This is a genomic window from Streptomyces sp. AC558_RSS880, assembly GCF_019049255.1.
Taxonomy (GTDB): domain Bacteria; phylum Actinomycetota; class Actinomycetes; order Streptomycetales; family Streptomycetaceae; genus Streptomyces.
Map to the genome: position 1 here is coordinate 1 of NZ_JAGMUJ010000059.1, position 16,116 is coordinate 16,116.

Sequence of the window (16,116 nt, forward strand, 5' to 3'; positions counted from 1 at the left end):
GCGGGGGTCTCCTCGCCCGTGTCCGAGGCGGACCCGGGGGCCGAGGCGCCGGCGCGCCCGGGGGGGGCGGCGGGGGTCGGCGGGAGGGGTCGCGACCGTCTCCCGGGCCGCGGTGACGGCGGCTTCGAGGTCGTCGGCGGAGCCTGACTGCTCGTACCGGGTGAATCGCATGGTCGCCAGGTTGTGCAGCAGGGTCGGCCGGTCCTGGTGTCCCGCAGGTGAGGCGTCGACCGCGTCACCTGCCGGCCCGACCGCTGCGTCCAGATCCCCGGACGCGTTCGTCAGGCCGAATCCGAGGTGCAGTGCGGAGGCGAGGCCGGAGAGGTAGGCGGCCCGGTGCGGAGTGTCGTCCGGTGTCACGTCCAACGCCTTGCAGTAGGCGTCGACGGCGGCTTCGATGTCCCGTGACTCTCCGGTGAGGGTGAAGCGTTCGGCCATGGCCCTCCCGCGCTGTTCGGCCACATCGGCGAGTGTCTTCACCAAGCGGTCCTTGAGGCTCATTCTCCCCGTCCCCTCGTCCGGTCGTCGTGCTGTCGGCGGCTCTCGGTCCGGGTGCTCCGGGTGGAGGGAGAGGTCGCCTCACGCCAGGAATGCATTCCCTCGACCCGATTGCGGGCAACATCACCGGATCGCACATTTCGCCGGGTACGCGCACCGCGGATGGTGGAGCACGGGAAGGCGTGGACGCGGGCGCCGCGCGTATCGGCGGTCGTACGCTGCGCGGGCGCCTGGGTGTTCGCGGTGGCGGCGGGCACCGGGGCGCGGAAGAGGTGCCGTCACCCCCGTTCCCCGCAGGGCGCCCCGTCGGAGAGGGGGACTCCGGGCAGGAGCTTCGCGCGTTCGTCCGCGTCGATGCTCGCGCGCAGCCGGCAGATCCGCGCCAGCCGGACCTCGGGGTCGAGGCCCCACAGCCGTACGGTGCCGTCCGTGCCGGCGCTGGCCACCGTGCGCCCGCCGGGAGCGAAGGTCACACTCCACACCGCGTCGGTGTGGCCCGTCAGCGTCGCCCACGGACGCCGTCCGGCGACGTCCCACAGGCGCACCGTACGGTCGTTGCCGCTGCTGGCGAGCGTGCGGCCGTCGGGCGCGAAGGCGATGCCCCGGGTGGAGCCGATGTGGCCGGTCAGGACGGCCTCGGCGCGGTGTGCGCGGACGTTCCACAGCCGTACGGTGCCGTCATTGCCGCTGCTGGCCAGGGTCCGCCCGTCAGGGGCGAAGGTCACGCCGCGCACCGCGCCGGTGTGGCCCTTCAGCGTGCCGAGCGGGCGGTGCGAGGAGACGTCCCAGAGCCGTACGGTCAGGTCGTCGGCGGCGCTCGCCAGGACCCGGCCGTCGGGGCTGAAGGCGACGCCGTTGGCGAAGTCCCGGTGGCCGGTCAGCGTCGCCAGCGGCACGCGCTTCGTCACGTCCCACAGGCGCACCGTGCGGTCGGCGCCGGCCGAGGCGAGACTGCGGCCGTCGGGCGCGAAGGCGAGGGAGTAGACCTGCCCGGTGTGGCCGGTCAGGGTCGCCAGTGGTCCCCGTGCGGCCACGTCCCACAGCCGGACCGTGCCGTCGGAGCCCGCCGACGCCAGGGTCCGCCCGTCGGGGGCGAAGGACACCGAGAAGACCGCCTCGGTGTGTCCCCGGAGGGTCGCCAGGAGCCGGCGTCCGTCCACCTCCCACAGCCGTACCGTGTGGTCGGCGTCGGCGGTGGCCAGCAGTCTCCCGTCGGGGCTGTACCGGGCCTGCCAGACCTGCGTGAACGGACGGGCCGTCAGCACCGGGCCGCCGAGGTTCCACAGGACCACGGACCGGTCGAAGCCGGCCGTGGCGAGCAGGGTGCCGTCGGAGGTCGCGGCCGCCCCCATCACGTAGTCGGTGTGGCCGGCGAGGACGGCGGTCTGGCGGCCGCTGCGGACGTCCCACAGCCTGGTCGTCCCGTCGCCGGCCGCGCCGACGACCGTGGCGCCGTCGTGCGTGTACGCGACGGCGTTGATGTCGTCGCTGCTCCCGGAGAGCGTCGCGCCGGGCCGGCCGGCGCGCACGTCCCACAGCCGCACGGTCCGGTCGACGCCTCCGGAGGCCACCTCCCGGCCGTCCGGGGAGAACGCCGCGCCCAGCACTTCGTCGGTGTGTCCCTCGAGCACGGCGAGGGGCCGGGCCCGGTCGGTGTCCCACAGCCGCACGGCCCGGTCGGCCCCGGCGGAGACCAGGGTCCGGCCGTCACGGGCGTGGTCCAGGGCGTTGACCGCTCCCTCGTGCCCGCGGAGGGAGGCGGTGACGCGGGGCGTGCGCGCGGTGTCCCACAACTGGATCGGCCCCTGCGCGGTCGCGACGGCGAGCCGGTGCCCACGGGGGTCGAAGGACAGTGCCCGGGCGCCCTCCGTGCTGTCGTCGAGCACGGCCTTCCTCCGGCGCTCGGCGATGTCCCAGAGGCTCACCGGCCCGCGCGTCGACGTCGCCGCGAGGGTACGGCCGTCGGGGCTGAAGGCGATCGAGCGGACGGGACCGGACACGGTGAACGTGGCGGTCGTGCGGCGGTCCGACACCCGTCGCAGGGTGACCGTCCCGTCGGAACTGGCCGTCGCCAGGGACCGGTCGTCCGGCGCGAAGACCACCGCGTTGACCGGCCCCCGGTGACCGCCCAACCGGCCGGAGAAGGGCTGGGACTGCGTGCTCAGCAGCGCGCCGCGCGCCTCGACGGTGACGTGGGCCCGGTAGGCCTCCCCGGCCAGCAGCATCGACGCCTCCGGCCGGCCTCCGGCGAGCGACGCGGACAGGACGGCCAGTGCCTGGGAACGCGCGACGCGTTCCTGGTCGAGGGCGCTCTCGCGCTGCTGGTGGGCGAGGCCGCCGGCGGTCAGGGCGAGCCCCAGCAGGACGACGAGCGTGGCGAGCGTCGACTGCCGGAGCCGGACCTGGCGTCTGGCCTGCCTCTCGTGGCCTTCCTGTTCGGCCAGGCTCGCCCGGAGGAACGCTTCCTCGCCGGGGCCGAGCCGGTTCCAGCCGTCCAGTTCGTCGGCCCAGAAGCGCACGGTGCTCAGCCGGGTGCCTCGGTACAGCACGGACGGATCACGGTCCTCGCGCTCCCATTCGGCGGCGGCGTGCGCGAGTCGCTGGTGCAGGAGCAGCCCGGCGCGGTCGGCGTGGATCCAGTCCCGCAGCCGTGGCCAGGCGTGCAGCAGGGCCTCGTGGGTGATCTCGACCGTGTCGCTGTCCGTGGTGATCAGCCGGGCCCGTACGAAGGCGTCGAGCGCGGCGGCCGCGCCGTCCGCGTCGGTGAACTGCTCCCTCAGGGCGGCCGTGTTCATCCGGCGGCGGGTCGCCCCGCCGCCGTCCGCGACGTACACCAGCCGGGACAGGACGCGGCGGATCGTCCTCTGCTCGGCCGGATACAGCCGGGCGAAGACGTTCTCGGCGGTCCGCGCGATCGCGCCCTGGATCCCGCCGGCCCGCTCGTACCCGGCGACGGTCAGGGTGGACCCCTCGCGCCGCTGCCAGGTGGCCAGCAGGGCGTGGGAGACGAGGGGGAGCACGCCGGAGGGGGTCACGCCGGCTCCGGAACCGGCGTCCTTCCCGCCGTCCCGCGGTGGGCCGCCCGGCAGCGTGCCGCCCCGCTCGTCGCGCAGCCCCGCGTCGCGCAGGAGCAGGGGCATCAGGCCCGGTTGGAGAGTCAGTCCGGCGAGTTCCGCCGGCCGGGTGATGGACTCCCGTAACTCCCCCACGGACATGGGCGGCAGCACGAACAGCCCGTCGGTGAGGACCGGGGCCAGTTCGGGAAGGCCGAGGCAGTCGCCGGTGAAGTCGGCCCGGACGCCGAGCACCACGACGGCGGGGCCGTGTTCGCTCTCCTCCGGCCGGGGGGCCGCCAGCGCGCGGAGCACCCGGACGAAGGAGCGCCGCTCGTCGTCGTCCGGGCAGAGGGTGAAGAGCTCCTCGAACTGGTCGACGATCAGCACCGGTCGGCCGGGCGGGGGCCGGCGTCCCCCGGGTGGCGCCGGCGGGTCGTCCACCATCGCGCGTACGGCGTCCAGCACCGCGTCGGGATTGGCGCGCGCCTCCTCGACGGTGACGGCGAGATCCCCGCCCACCGCTTTCGCGGTGCGTTCCAGGAGTTCGTCCAGGGGCCGTGAGGTGGGGGTGAACGTCACCACCGGCCACCGGTCGGCGCCCGGCATGGGGAGGTCGCCGCGCCGCAGGGCGGGCACCAGTCCGGCGTTGAGCAGGGACGACTTGCCCGCGCCCGAGGGGGCGACGAGCATCAGCGGGCCGCTTCCCACCCGTTCGAAGACGCGTTCCACCAGTGCGGCCGTCGCGCGCTCCCGGCCGAAGAACCAGTCCGCGTCCTGCGAGGTGAACGCCGACAGGCCGCGGTACGGACACACTCCGTCGGACTGCCGCCCGGGAGCGGCGCCCTCGGCGCCGCTCCCGCCGTCGGCGGGCGGTCCCTCCTGTACGAGCCTGAGCAACTGCCCCTCGGCGCCCAGCACTCGGTCACAGATACGGGCGATGTCGGCGGTCGCCCGTTTCGTCCCGGTCTCGATCTTGCTGAGGTAGCCCTTGCTGTAATGCGTCTGCCGTGCCAGGTCGGTCAGCGACAGGCCGCGCGCCTGTTTGAGTCGTCTCAGTTGTGCGGGGAAGGAGTGCGTGGTCAGCGCGTTCCGGTCCCGCCCGTTCCCGTGGTCAACTTCATGCTCGTGCTGCGGATCTCCCACGGAGTCCCCCAAGCGGTGCGGCCGTGAGACGGTGGACGCCCAGATTACTGCCGGGACGGTAAGGGCAGCCAAACCTTTCACCCGATGTAGCGAAAACGCGAACGTCCGGAACCGTGGGGCGGTTCCGGACGCTCGTTGCCGGGCGGGCGGGTGGACGGGTCAGGTCAGGTTGACCGCGCAGCCGCCGTTCACCCAGCGGTGCGACCTGATGTTGTCGTTCACCGTCGGACCGGTGCTGAAGAAGTTGTCGGAGAGGTTGTCGGCGTACAGCTCGCCCGGCTGGAGGCAGGCGTGGCCTCCCTCGTAGTTCTCCAGGAAGTAGAACGCGACGATCGACAGGGTGCCGGTGAATCCGCGGTTCATGACCGACGAGGCCCTGTCGTTGGCGGAGCCCCAGTTGCTGCTGTTGCCCGGCGTGGCCACCAGCTGGGTGCCCTGGCAGTCGAAGCCGTCCCAGGCGTACACGTTGCCGTTGCGCGGCCCCCACTTGCTGTCGCAGCCGGGGCCGGCGACGGCGCTCTCGGACGCCTGCGCGGTGGTGGCGGGTGCGGCGAGGCCCAGGGCGGCGAGCCCGAGGACCGCTGCGGTGACGGTGAACTTGCGCATGTCGTTTCCCCTCGTTGGTGTCGCTGTTGATGCTTCGGTGGTGCGTCGGAGCCGGTGTGCCGGGCCGGTTGCCCGGCGCGCACCGGCACCGTGGGGCGGTGTCCGCCCGGGCGCGACATGGTCAGTCGCGCTCCGGGACGATGCGCACCGCCCGGTCGTAGGCCCGCTGACCGAGGTGCCGGTAGGTGTCGATGTCCTTGCCGAACCGGTCGCGCAGGCGGTCCAGGTAGTACGTCTCCCGTGCCGTGGCCACGGCACGCAGGGAGGTCTCGCGGGCACAGGTAGCGTCGGCGACGGCGGTCTTCCGCTCGGCGGTGAACGCCTCGTCCGCACGGGCCTCGCCCAGTCGGCTGGTGCGGACGCGGACGGCTTCGCGGGCCGCCTGGGGATCCTTGTAAGGCTGCCCCGCCTGCTTCATGCACCGCGCCCACGCCTCGACCGCGGAGGTCAGTTGACGGTCCTTCATGAGCTTTTCGCCGTACAGGGTGTTGAGTCCCGAGACGGTCTTGCTCGTGCGGAACCAGGTGGCCGGGTCGCCGTAGAGCGTGCGCTCGGCCTCCTCCGTGCAGCCTCCGAGGCGTTTGCGGATCTCTCCGCCGACGGGCAGCGGCGCCCGGAGGATCTTCGCGTCGTCACCACCGTCCAGCGCGGTGTCGAAGGCGGCGCGCCGGGTGGCGGAAAGGCTCTGCCGGTAGGTGCCGTTGGGGTTGCGCTCGTGGACCCGCAGGCTCTTCGCCTCGATACGTCCCCCGTAACCGTGCGTGCGGGCCCAGGCCACATCGTCCTGCACGTAGCGCACCGGGCGGCTCTCCTGGAGCGTCAGGCCGCGGTCCTCCCGGTAGGTGAAGCCCTGGCGGTTCATGCACTGCCTGGTCAGACGTTGTTGCGCGTCGGCGACGCGCAGTTCCTGCTGCCAGGTCAGTGCCGGGGGACGCGGACGCGGATCCTGTTGCGCCCGGCCGTCGCCGCCTCCGCCGCCTCCGTCGGCGCATCCGGTCGTGACGGCCGCCACGACCGTGCACAAAGACACGAGTGCACGTCTCATGAACCCGGCCCCCTTCGCTGCCGTTTGCTGACGGACTCAGAGTTGTCCCGCTGCAGCCAGAGGTCGACGGGTTTCCTGTTGCCCGCCGGGCGGTCGGCCGGGAAACCGGGCGCGAGCAGGGGAGACGCGAGGAAGGAGGCAACACGGTGAGGACGGGAAGCGGTGCGGGTGAGGAGCAGCCCCCTCCCCCGTCACACGGGCGCACCGGTACAGAAGCCACCCGTACGGCACGCGATCCGTGCTTTCCGCCCGCCGCGGGGACACGCACCGCGTCCGCCCCCCGACTCGCCGCCGCTTCCCCCGCACCGCATACCGGCGCCCCACCCGGTGTACAGGCCCCCGTCGTACATGCGCCGTTGCTGGTGGTGGGACCGGCGCAACCACAACGCCGCGCCCATGCGCACCTCGCCCTCCCCGCTCCCTCCCTCTCACCCCACGGACACCACCGGATTCGCGATGGCCTTCACCTTCACCCGGCGCGCATCGGGGCCCCGGCCCGACCTCGGCCGGGGCCCGTCCCCTCACCCGTCCGCGCGGCGGCCCATGTCCGGGTCGATGTCCTCGGCACTCGGAGCGTTGAGCATCCGCTGGTGCACGTAGCGGCCCCGGATCTCGTCCGTGGTCAGCACTTCCCAGCCCTCCGGCAGTTCCTTGCCCGCGTGCTCGAGCTCGGCCGTCCACGCCTTGACCAGTTCCGCACGGGTCGTCGGTATCCGCGACGCCGTCGGCTGGGCTGCGCCGACCGTCACAGGAGGCGTCTCGTCCTCCTGAACCGCCGCCACCGCGAACCCCAGCGCACCACCCGCCACGAACACCGCTGCGGTAATGCCCCCTATCCGCCTGCGTGTCATCCCGCTCCCCTCATGAGCCGCACACACCTGCACCGTGCCACAGCCCTGCGGGACGAACGAAGAACCGGACCCTCACTTCGCCCTTACGTCCCCCCACCCATGAGCTCGTGCCGGTTCGGCCGGCACGAGCGGCAGAGGCGGCGAGGTCGCATCACGCGACGGCGGTCCCCTCGAGTTCGACCATCTGGCCGGGGATCGCCAGCCGTGTCACCCCGAGCATCGTGGTGGTCGGCGCCACCCCGGCGGCGCCCAGCCGCGACGCCAGCACGCCGTAGTGCGGGAACAGCAGATCGACGTCGGTGGTGTAGACGTTGAGCCGGACGAGGTTCGCGAGGGACATGCCGGCCTCGCCGAGCACGGCCTCCAGGTTGTCGAGGCTCAGTGCCAACTGTGCGGCCATGTCACCGTCGTGCCGGGGCTCGCCGTCGCCGCTCATCGCGGTCTGTCCGGAGCAGTACAGGGTCCGGGTGTGCCCGGAGACGACCTCACCCTGGTTGAACCCCCTCTCCACCGACCACGTCACGGGGTTGACCGCCGTTCGTTCCACTGCCACATCGGCTCCATTCGATTCACGGGAAGTACGTACGTCCGTCGGCGCGGTAGCCGCCGTCGTCGACGTCGGTGCTCACGAGCCTTCCAACAAAACATGACACCCTTGGTCATGTATTCGATAGCGTTCTCGTATGCGCGCCGATCGGCTGGTCTCGCTGGTACTGCTGCTGCGTCAGCGCGGTCGGATGACCGCGGACACGCTGGCCCGCGAGCTGGAGGTGTCCACCCGTACCGTGCTGCGCGACATCGAGGCACTGTCCGCAGCCGGCGTCCCGGTCTACGCCGAACGCGGCCGACACGGCGGGTTCGCGCTGTTGCCCGGTTTCCGGACCGAGCTCACCGGACTGAACCACGACGAGGCCCTTGCCCTGCTGACCGCCGGATCGGGGCGCGGCGAGCAGGTGTTCGGCCTCGGCTCGGCGCTCGCTTCGGCCATGCGCAAGGTGGTCGACGCGCTGCCGGAAGGTCATCGGGCCACCGCGAGCGACGCGGCCCGGCGCATTCTCGTCGAGCCCGAGACCGACCTGCTCTCACGCCGGCCGGTCACCGAAGAGGTGCCCGACACGACGATGATCGAGATCCGGCGCGCGGTGCTCACCGGACACAGGCTGCGCATCCACTACGCGGCCACGGGCCAGGCACCCCGGTGGCGCACGGTGGACCCGATCGGCCTGGTCACCGTACGCGACCGGGGCTACCTGCTGGCCACGAGATCCGGCGCGGACCGCACCTACCGGCTGTCGCGGATCTCGGCCGCCGAGGAACTCCCCGAACCGGCACAGCGACCGAACCGGGTCGACCTGGACCGGGTCTGGCGGGAACGCTGCGCGCGGTTCCTGTCCAGCGACCACATCGCCGTGCTGACACGGGTGACCCCGGAGCGGCGGGAGGACCTGCTGAGCACCGTGGTGGCCGTCCGCGCCGCAGAACCGGACGCGGACGGCTGGCTGCGGCTGGAGGTGACGTTCCAGGATCTGCGACACGCCGAGTGGGCACTGTGGCAGCTCGGCACGGACGCGGAAGCCCTGGCCCCGGAGTCGTTGCGCACCTCCCTGCGCGACCGCGCCGCCGCGATGGCCATCCGCTACGGGGACTCGTCCTGAGAGTCGGTCAGGGCGCGCATCGGAAGTGGATCTTGAATGTGCGAGGACCCGGACGGCCGCACCGGTACCCACTACGACCGGAGCCGCAAGACGTCGACCGACGAGTTCGCGCGCCGGCGCCAGGGGTTCCGGACGGCAGTCGCGCTCGCCGCCGGGGAGGGCGAGCGCCGGCCGCTGCTCTTCCCGGACGCCTTCCCGTACGTCCGTCCGCGCTGGAAGGTCTCCGGCCGTCTGCTCGACCCGGACCTGACCACCGGTCACGAAAAGGCTGGATGCGCGGGTGCCCCGTGCCGCCGGACACGTCAGTCGTCCTCCACCTGGATCAGCACGACGAAGCGGTCACCGTCACTTCCGGTGACGAGGGTGTCCATGGTGGCTCCGGTGACACCACTCACGCTTACGTCGTCCCGGTTGGACCACCAGCACGCCCCGGACCCGAGGGCGGCCACCACGCACCGGGCGACGGCATCGGCCTCGCCGCGGTCCCTGTACGCGTGCGACGGCCACAGCAGACTCACCGAGGCGAGTTCCCCCATCAGCGCGGTGGCGTCCGAGGCGTCCCACGGCACGAGCGACGCCTCGACCTGCCCGACCGGCACCGGGTCCGAGCCGTACTTGTGCCAGTGCTCCTCGTGCAGCCGGCGCACGAGGGCGTGCACCTCGGCGGCGACGAGAGGCCGTGGCCCCTCCGGAGCGGGGGCGGTCCGGGGAAGCCGCCCGGCACTCACGTACACGTTCGGCTCACGCACCAGCCGTTCCATGAGCTCCGCCGGTTCGTCCCCGTCGTGTGTCACTGGTCGTCTCCCGGATCCTCGCGACCGGACCGGTCACCCCGCACCGGCTGTGCCCGTACGGGATCGGCAGCCGGATCACCGGTCCGGGAAGTACCAGAACATGCATGCCGATCGTACGACAACCCTCGTCAGCGGCACGCTCACCCGGGCTCCCGCGGGGGCGGCGCGCTGTCGGCGTGCCGCAGAGCCAGGAACCGCTCCGCCTCGCGCTTGAGGTCCGGCGCCCCCGTACGTGTGCCCCTCCGCCATCGGGTCCAGCCGGAGGACGCTCACACCGTCAAGACGCGAAGACCTGACGGATTTCGGGCTCGACACCCACCCGCTGCGTTCAAGGCATTGACACGTGCATTACAGAGGCTTTACGTTCCGGCCACCTGAGAGCGCTCTCAGACTCCCCTCCTGTCATGACTTGAGGTGCCGCATGCCATCCCCCCGCACCAGACCGGCAGCCGTTCTGCTGCTGGCCTCAGCCCTCGTCGCCGTCGGCCTGGGTCCGGCCGCCGTACCGGCGGCCGCCGCCACCGTCCCCGTGGGCTCCGGCAGTTACTCCGACACCCGGCCCGCCGGTGCGTCGGGCCCCACCACCAACACGGGGACGCCGGTCACGCCCAAGCTGACCGCCGCCGCCCGGAACCGGCCCGTGCCCACCAACGACTGGTGGTCCTCCCTCGCCTTCCAGCGCTACGGCGACAACCCGTACTCGACCCCCATGTACGGGCACCCCCTCACCTACCAGGCCACGGCCGGCGGGCTCGACGTCGGCTATCCGACGACCCCCGCGATCGTCGGTGACGGCCGCCAGTACGAGTACGCCCACAAGCGCGACCTCACCATCGGACTGACCGGCCTCAACTCACCCGACACCAAGGCCGACGACTGGTCGGACTGGACGGTCACCCCCTACTGGTCCGACGGCGCACGCACCCTGCGCACCACCATCGGCCACGGCTCCCCGTTCGTCTACGCCAAGGGCTCCGGCGGCAACGCCCAGATCACCACCGCCGGCGCGCCCGCCGTCTTCGCCGACCAGGGCAACGTCCTCGGCATCACCGTCGCCGGGCACCACTACGCCCTCTTCGCACCGACCGGCAGCGACTGGAACGTCGCCGGCTCCACCGTCACCGCGGGTCTCGGATCCAAGGACTACTTCTCCGTCGCCGTGCTGCCGTCCACCGGCGCGCTGGCGACGTTCAAGAAGTACGCCTACAGCTTCGTCACCGGTTCCAAGGTCACCTGGAACTACACCGGCGGCACCGTCGGCGCCACCTACACGCTCACCACCGAGGCGAAGGAAGGCACCGAGCGCGGCACGCTCCAGGCCCTCTACCGCCACCAGTGGCTGCACACCACGGACCCCCTCACCTCCTACACCTACGTCTCGCCGCGCGGCACCATGAAGGTCCGCGAGTCGGCCTCCTTCACCACGAGCCAGAAGGCGTCGGCGGTACTGCCCGCGCTGCCCAAGTCGAACGGCGTGGACACCGCCAGACTGCGCGGCTACCTGAACGAGGTCGTGAACGCCTCCGACCCCTTCTCCGGGGCCTCGGACACCTACTGGACCGGCAAGGCCCTCGGCCGCCTCGCCCAACTCGTGCCGGTGGCCGACCAGATCGGCGAGACCGGCACCCGCGACCGGATGCTCGGCCTGATGAAGGGCAAGCTCCAGGACTGGTTCACGGCGGGAGGCGCGAACGAGTTCAGCTACGACAAGGACTGGAAGACCCTCACCGGCTACCCCGCCTCCTACGGCAGCGACACCGAGCTGAACGACCACCACTTCCACTACGGCTACTACGTCTACGCGGCGGCGATCGTCGCCCAGTACGACCCGGGATGGGCCGCCGACTCCGCCTGGGGCGGCATGGTCGAGACCCTCGTACGGGACACCGCCAACCCCAGCCGCACCGACACCGCCTTCCCCTTCCTGCGCGGCTTCGACGTCTACGCGGGCCACAGCTGGGCCTCCGGGCACCAGGGGTTCGCCGCCGGCAACAACCAGGAGTCCTCCTCCGAGTCCACCAACCTCAGCGCGGCCCTCGTCCTGTGGGGCTCCGCCACCGGCGACACCTCGCTGCGTGACCTCGGCACCTTCCTGCTGACCACCGAGTCGGAGTCGATCGCCCAGTACTGGTTCGACGCCGACGAGCAGGTCTTCCCGTCCTCGTTCGGCCACGACACGGCCGGCATGGTGTGGGGCAGCGGCGCGGCCTACTCCACCTGGTGGACCGCCAACCCCGAGGAGATCCACGGCATCAACGTCCTGCCCGTGACCGGCGGATCGCTCCACCTCGGCGGCGAGAAGGCCGCGATCCGGCGCAACATCGCCGAGATGGAGCGGGAGAACGGCGGCCCGGCCGTCGAATGGCGCGACATCCTCTGGGAGTTCCAGTCCTTCGCCGACCCGGGTACGGCCAAGGCGAAGTGGGACGCGGGCCACGCCGGCTACACCCCCGAGCAGGGGGAGTCGAAGGCGCACACCTACCACTGGATCAACACCCTCGACACCCTCGGCGCCCCGGACGCCACCGTGACCGGTGACATCCCCGCCTCCGCCGTCTTCACCAAGGGAACGACCCGGACCTACGCGGCCCACAACCACGGACCGACGGCCCGCACCGTCACCTTCTCCGACGGCAAGACCCTCTCCGTACCGGCCCGTTCCACCGCGACCGGCACCGGAACCGGTTCAGGAGAACCCGACCCCGACCCGGAACCGCCGACCGGCAACACCTTCCAGCTGCGCAGCGGTGGCGCCCTGACCACGGCGACCGGCGGCACGGCGGGCAGCGACACCATCGCCTCCGCCGACGGCGCCAACCACGACGGCACCCCGTACCGGCCCCTCGTCTACGAGGTCCGTGGTGTCAACGGCACGCTCACCCCGGGCGCGCAGACCGCCTTCCGGCTCCAGGTGGACGCGGGCACCGCGGTCGGGCTGGGCCAGCAGGCCCGGATCAGCTACGACCTCACCGGCGACGGCAGCTTCGACCGGACCGAGACGTACCACTACTTCGCGACCGACCCGGTCACCGGATGGGAGGAGTACACGCAGGCACGCGGCCTCAAGACGGCCACGGGCACACCGGGTGATCTCACCGGCGGCACCGTACGCCTCGAGGTGTGGAGCGCCATCGGCAACGGCACCTCGAAGCTCCAGACGGGCACGGACAAGTCCGTACTGGTGATCCCCTACAGCTGAACCGCGAAGACCGGCGGCGGGCATCGGCGTTCGGCCGATGCCCGCCGCACCGGCATGGCCGGCACCCGCGGCCCGCCGTGCCGCGCGACCGGATCGGTCCGGGATTCGACCAGGTGGGTGTCGATGCCCGGCTGCAGCGGTGGTGCGCACCGACGGTCCCGGTAACCGATTCACCCGGAAGGTCCTCGCGAAGCCCACCCCAGCCGACGAGGACACGCGGCTCGCGCTGGAGCGGTTCCTCGTCGTACACGGTGGTGATGTCGGCGTGGTCCAGACGGGCGGCGGTCCTGGCCTCCCCCTCGAAGCGCGCGAGGGCGGTACGGCGCCAGTCGGGCAGGGCCAGGAGATCCGCGGCGACGGCCTTGCCCGCGGCGAACTGCTCCACGTGCACTTCCCTCAGTGAGCCCCAGCGGTGTGTCGGCGCACGGACCACCCAACCGGCAGCCCCGGCCGGCACCCTCGGCGGTACACACAATCAAACGTGAGCGAAATGCAACTTTGTTGACATCGCTAACACGTATGCATCATGCTCTCGTCAGCAGCGGGTAACCGCGTCGGCGGCACCGCCATTCTCGCCTGTCCCCCTCCGTCCCGTCCCGGAGTCCAGCATCATGCCCACGTCCCGTCGCCTCACCCCCGTCGCCCTGCTGATCGTGTCGGCCCTCACGCTCGTCGGATGCGGCTCCGATGACGAACCGTCCGAACCGCCCGCCTCTTCGGCCACCGAGGCGGAGCAGAAGGCACCCGAACCGGACGACGAGCCCGCGGCGGACGCCTCCGAACCGACGGAGGACGACACCTCGCTCGCCGACTTCCTCCGCTCGGCGAAGGTCGACGACGCACTCGTGAACCGTCTGGGCGAAGTGGGCGACGCCAACGGCTACGGCCTGGGCGAGGGCGTCGAGACGAGCCTGGAGGAGCGGCAGCAGCTGGCGACCGTACAGGTCGGCACGTGCCGTGACGTGGCCGTCGGGCACCGCACGTGGGAGGGGATCCAGGCCTCGGACGTGAGCTCGGGCGGGACCGAGGAACAGGCCGCGGCCATGGCGGACTTCCTGCGCAAGGAGTTCTGCCCGCACGTCGCTCCCTACAAGGAGGCGCCGTTGCCCGAGCAGACCCTCGGCGGCCCCGAGGAGGACGCCAAGGAAGGACGGGGCCTGGCCTCACCGGTGTCCTGGTGGGACACGCGCTACCGGCGCGTCTCGTGGTCCGAGGAGTGCGCCGCCCAGACGGGACAGCCCATCGGGGACCCGGTCGCCTACCGCCTGTCGGACGACGCCGTCGTCTGCGCCACCGTGCCACCGGCGGAGAAGCTGAAGAAACACCTCATCAGCGTCGACGTCGTGTTCGCCGAACCCGTCGGCGAGGAGCGGGCACAGGACGCCGCGCTCTCCCTGCTCCCCATCGACGCCGTGGCCGAGGACGAAGCGGAAGGCACCAACCCCGACTGGTCGTACCTCGAGGGAGCCTGCCTCAACCTCAACATTCAGAGCCAGCGCCTCAAAGACATCGTCGCCGACCTCGAGAAGGACGCCGAGCCGTGGGCGCACGCCGTCTACTACTCCGACGGATCCACCACCGACGGCGCCGTCGGCCCCTACACCGGAAAGATCAAGCAGGTCTCCCTCTCCACGGGCAGGAACGAACCCACGGACACCGGCGACCTGACCTGCTGACCTCTCCCGCCCCGGGCCTCAGTCCCCGCCACGCCACTGCCCAAGAGAGTCCCCGTTGATCGACAGCACCACCCCCCGGAGGGACGGATCGGCCCCCGTCCCTCCGTCCGCCGCGCCTTCCCCCTCGGACGTGCGCGCGGAGCGCCGACGGCTCATCGAGTCGATCGGCGCCCTCCGCCACCTCCTGTCCAAGCGCCGCGCCTTCGAGGTCGCCGACCAACGGCGCCTGAACCACGAGGCAAAGCACCGGAACCGCGTCGAGGCCGCCCACGACAAGGCGCTGCACCGGATCCATGAGGAACGGGCGCGCCAGGAAGCCTCGCTGAACCACCAGCTCAACGCGCTGGACGGAGAACGCGAGCGCCAAGAGACGCAAGCTCTGGCGCTCCTGCGCCGTCACTCCATCGAGCGCGCGCTCAGCGGCGAACACCTCACCGCCAGCCAGGTGAACGGCATCGGCAACGGCCTCATCCGCAGCCTTGCTGCACAGGGCATCAGAACCGCCGCCGACTTCCACAACGTCAGTTGGGACAAGGCACCGAACGGCAAGGGCGGCGACGTCCTCTACATCCACCGCACTAAGGGCGACAAGGTTCACATCAACGGCATCGGCGAGCACCGTGGCCGCCCGCTGCTGGAGTGGCGTCAGTCCGCCCTCTCCCGTGCGGAGGCCCGCGCCCCGCACAAGCTGCCCCCGGACGAGCGGCACCGCATCGCCGAGATCATCGACGCCGAACGCGTGCGCCTGCGCAAGGAATTGGCAGAGGCCCCGCAGACAGCCGAAACAGCACGCGCGGAAGCCGTACGACTGCGCACCGAAGCCCTCGACCTGCTCACCACCGCCGCAGGCCAGGCCGCGCGGCTCGCCGCCGTGCGCAGGGCGGAGTTCGACGCGATGGCCGAGCGATTGCTGGACCTCCAGAGCCAACTGTCGGCCCACGTGGACACGTACGGCGATGTCGGCCGTCGCGTCCGCCGCGCGCAGAACCGGGCGCTCCGCCCGATTCCCCAGACGTCGCCCCTCCCCGGCATCCCGTCGCCACGCACTCCGGGTGATGCGGCGGCCCGGGTCAGCCTCACCAAGGTCACCGACCTGACCGATTCCCACCCGGTACCGGGAGTCCGGGCGAGCCCCGGCTGGCTGGTCCCGATTCTCTACTTCTGCCTGACCACCGTCGTCGGCGTGGGCGAACTGGGAGACAACACGGCCCACCCCTACCTGATGATCGCCTCCCGCCTCGTCGCCCTCACGGCCACCGCCGAGCTGCTGCGCCTGTGGCTACCCCGCATACGCACGCGAACCGCGGGCCCGATGCCCGACGGAACCGGCTGGCAGACCTCCGGAGTGTTCCTCGCCCTGACCGCGGCCGGCATGTTCGAGGACGAGAAGTCCGACGTCTTCGGGGTCGCCTGCGTCGTATCGGTCCTTGCAGCAGTGCTCTTCCTGGCGGGGACCGGTAGCCGCATTGTTAAGGCAGACGACCGCGCCGGCAAGAACCCCACGTCCCGAAATGGAGCCGTCTCATGACCGAGAGCACGCCCGAGAGACCGGACGCCACGCCCCCGCCGCCCCCAACAGCACCGCCCACGGCT

11 protein-coding genes and 1 pseudogene are annotated in these 16,116 nt (G+C 71.8%); 5 read left to right on the forward strand and 7 right to left on the reverse strand.

The features are described from left to right. The 6 genes and pseudogenes from KUM38_RS20230 to KUM38_RS20255 form a co-directional block, all read right to left on the reverse strand. Positions 1-480, reverse strand: a pseudogene (locus tag KUM38_RS20230) (hypothetical protein); the annotation flags it as partial. A 296-nt stretch (positions 481-776) separates the two neighbouring features. Beyond that, positions 777-4,697, reverse strand: a complete 3,921-nt coding sequence (locus tag KUM38_RS20235) for a helix-turn-helix domain-containing protein (RefSeq protein ID WP_217130813.1) — start codon at positions 4,695-4,697, stop codon at positions 777-779. Between the two features lie 159 nt (positions 4,698-4,856). Further along, a complete protein-coding gene (locus KUM38_RS20240) occupies positions 4,857-5,303 on the reverse strand; it encodes a peptidase inhibitor family I36 protein (protein ID WP_217130814.1) in 447 nt (148 codons plus the stop codon). Positions 5,304-5,424: 121 nt separating this feature from the next. Further along, complete coding sequence (locus tag KUM38_RS20245; protein WP_254397488.1) at positions 5,425-6,348, reverse strand: hypothetical protein; 924 nt, start codon at positions 6,346-6,348, stop codon at positions 5,425-5,427. A gap of 521 nt (positions 6,349-6,869) precedes the next feature. Continuing rightward, the gene (locus tag KUM38_RS20250) at positions 6,870-7,199 is read right to left on the reverse strand and encodes a hypothetical protein (RefSeq protein WP_217130815.1); all 330 of its coding nucleotides are present in this window, start codon (positions 7,197-7,199) and stop codon (positions 6,870-6,872) included. Between the two features lie 151 nt (positions 7,200-7,350). Next, positions 7,351-7,746 carry a RidA family protein gene (locus KUM38_RS20255; RefSeq protein WP_217130906.1) on the reverse strand — a complete coding sequence of 132 codons (396 nt, stop codon included), beginning with the start codon at positions 7,744-7,746 and terminating at the stop codon, positions 7,351-7,353. A 136-nt stretch (positions 7,747-7,882) separates the two neighbouring features. On the opposite strand from KUM38_RS20255, the gene KUM38_RS20260 reads away from it, so the two are divergent. Beyond that, positions 7,883-8,854 carry a YafY family protein gene (locus KUM38_RS20260; protein WP_217130816.1) on the forward strand — a complete coding sequence of 324 codons (972 nt, stop codon included), beginning with the start codon at positions 7,883-7,885 and terminating at the stop codon, positions 8,852-8,854. 302 nt (positions 8,855-9,156) lie between these two features. On the opposite strand, the gene KUM38_RS20265 is transcribed toward KUM38_RS20260, so the two are convergent. Beyond that, the gene (locus KUM38_RS20265; protein ID WP_217130817.1) at positions 9,157-9,648 is read right to left on the reverse strand and encodes a hypothetical protein; all 492 of its coding nucleotides are present in this window, start codon (positions 9,646-9,648) and stop codon (positions 9,157-9,159) included. 421 nt (positions 9,649-10,069) lie between these two features. Here KUM38_RS20265 and KUM38_RS20270 point away from each other — a divergent pair, with 421 nt between their 5' ends. The 4 genes from KUM38_RS20270 to KUM38_RS20285 all read left to right on the forward strand — a co-directional run bounded on the left by KUM38_RS20270 (position 10,070) and on the right by KUM38_RS20285 (position 16,051). Next, positions 10,070-12,847: a glycosyl hydrolase gene (locus tag KUM38_RS20270; RefSeq protein WP_217130818.1), complete on the forward strand. Its 2,778-nt coding sequence runs from the start codon at positions 10,070-10,072 to the stop codon at positions 12,845-12,847. Between the two features lie 139 nt (positions 12,848-12,986). Continuing rightward, positions 12,987-13,250: a hypothetical protein gene (locus tag KUM38_RS20275; RefSeq protein WP_217130819.1), complete on the forward strand. Its 264-nt coding sequence runs from the start codon at positions 12,987-12,989 to the stop codon at positions 13,248-13,250. A gap of 208 nt (positions 13,251-13,458) precedes the next feature. Further along, positions 13,459-14,523: a hypothetical protein gene (locus KUM38_RS20280; RefSeq protein WP_217130820.1), complete on the forward strand. Its 1,065-nt coding sequence runs from the start codon at positions 13,459-13,461 to the stop codon at positions 14,521-14,523. Between the two features lie 130 nt (positions 14,524-14,653). After that, positions 14,654-16,051, forward strand: a complete 1,398-nt coding sequence (locus KUM38_RS20285; RefSeq protein ID WP_217130821.1) for a hypothetical protein — start codon at positions 14,654-14,656, stop codon at positions 16,049-16,051. Positions 16,052-16,116: the final 65 nt, after the last annotated feature.

What these genes read in the sequence shown, in the direction of transcription:
- KUM38_RS20240 (WP_217130814.1), bottom strand. Translation starts at nt 5,303, where the DNA reads ATGCGCAAGTTCACCGTCACCGCAGCGGTCCTCGGGCTCGCCGCCCTG.
- KUM38_RS20245 (WP_254397488.1), bottom strand. Translation starts at nt 6,348, where the DNA reads ATGAGACGTGCACTCGTGTCTTTGTGCACGGTCGTGGCGGCCGTCACG.
- KUM38_RS20250 (WP_217130815.1), bottom strand. Translation starts at nt 7,199, where the DNA reads ATGACACGCAGGCGGATAGGGGGCATTACCGCAGCGGTGTTCGTGGCG.
- KUM38_RS20260 (WP_217130816.1), top strand. Translation starts at nt 7,883, where the DNA reads ATGCGCGCCGATCGGCTGGTCTCGCTGGTACTGCTGCTGCGTCAGCGC.
- KUM38_RS20270 (WP_217130818.1), top strand. Translation starts at nt 10,070, where the DNA reads ATGCCATCCCCCCGCACCAGACCGGCAGCCGTTCTGCTGCTGGCCTCA.
- KUM38_RS20280 (WP_217130820.1), top strand. Translation starts at nt 13,459, where the DNA reads ATGCCCACGTCCCGTCGCCTCACCCCCGTCGCCCTGCTGATCGTGTCG.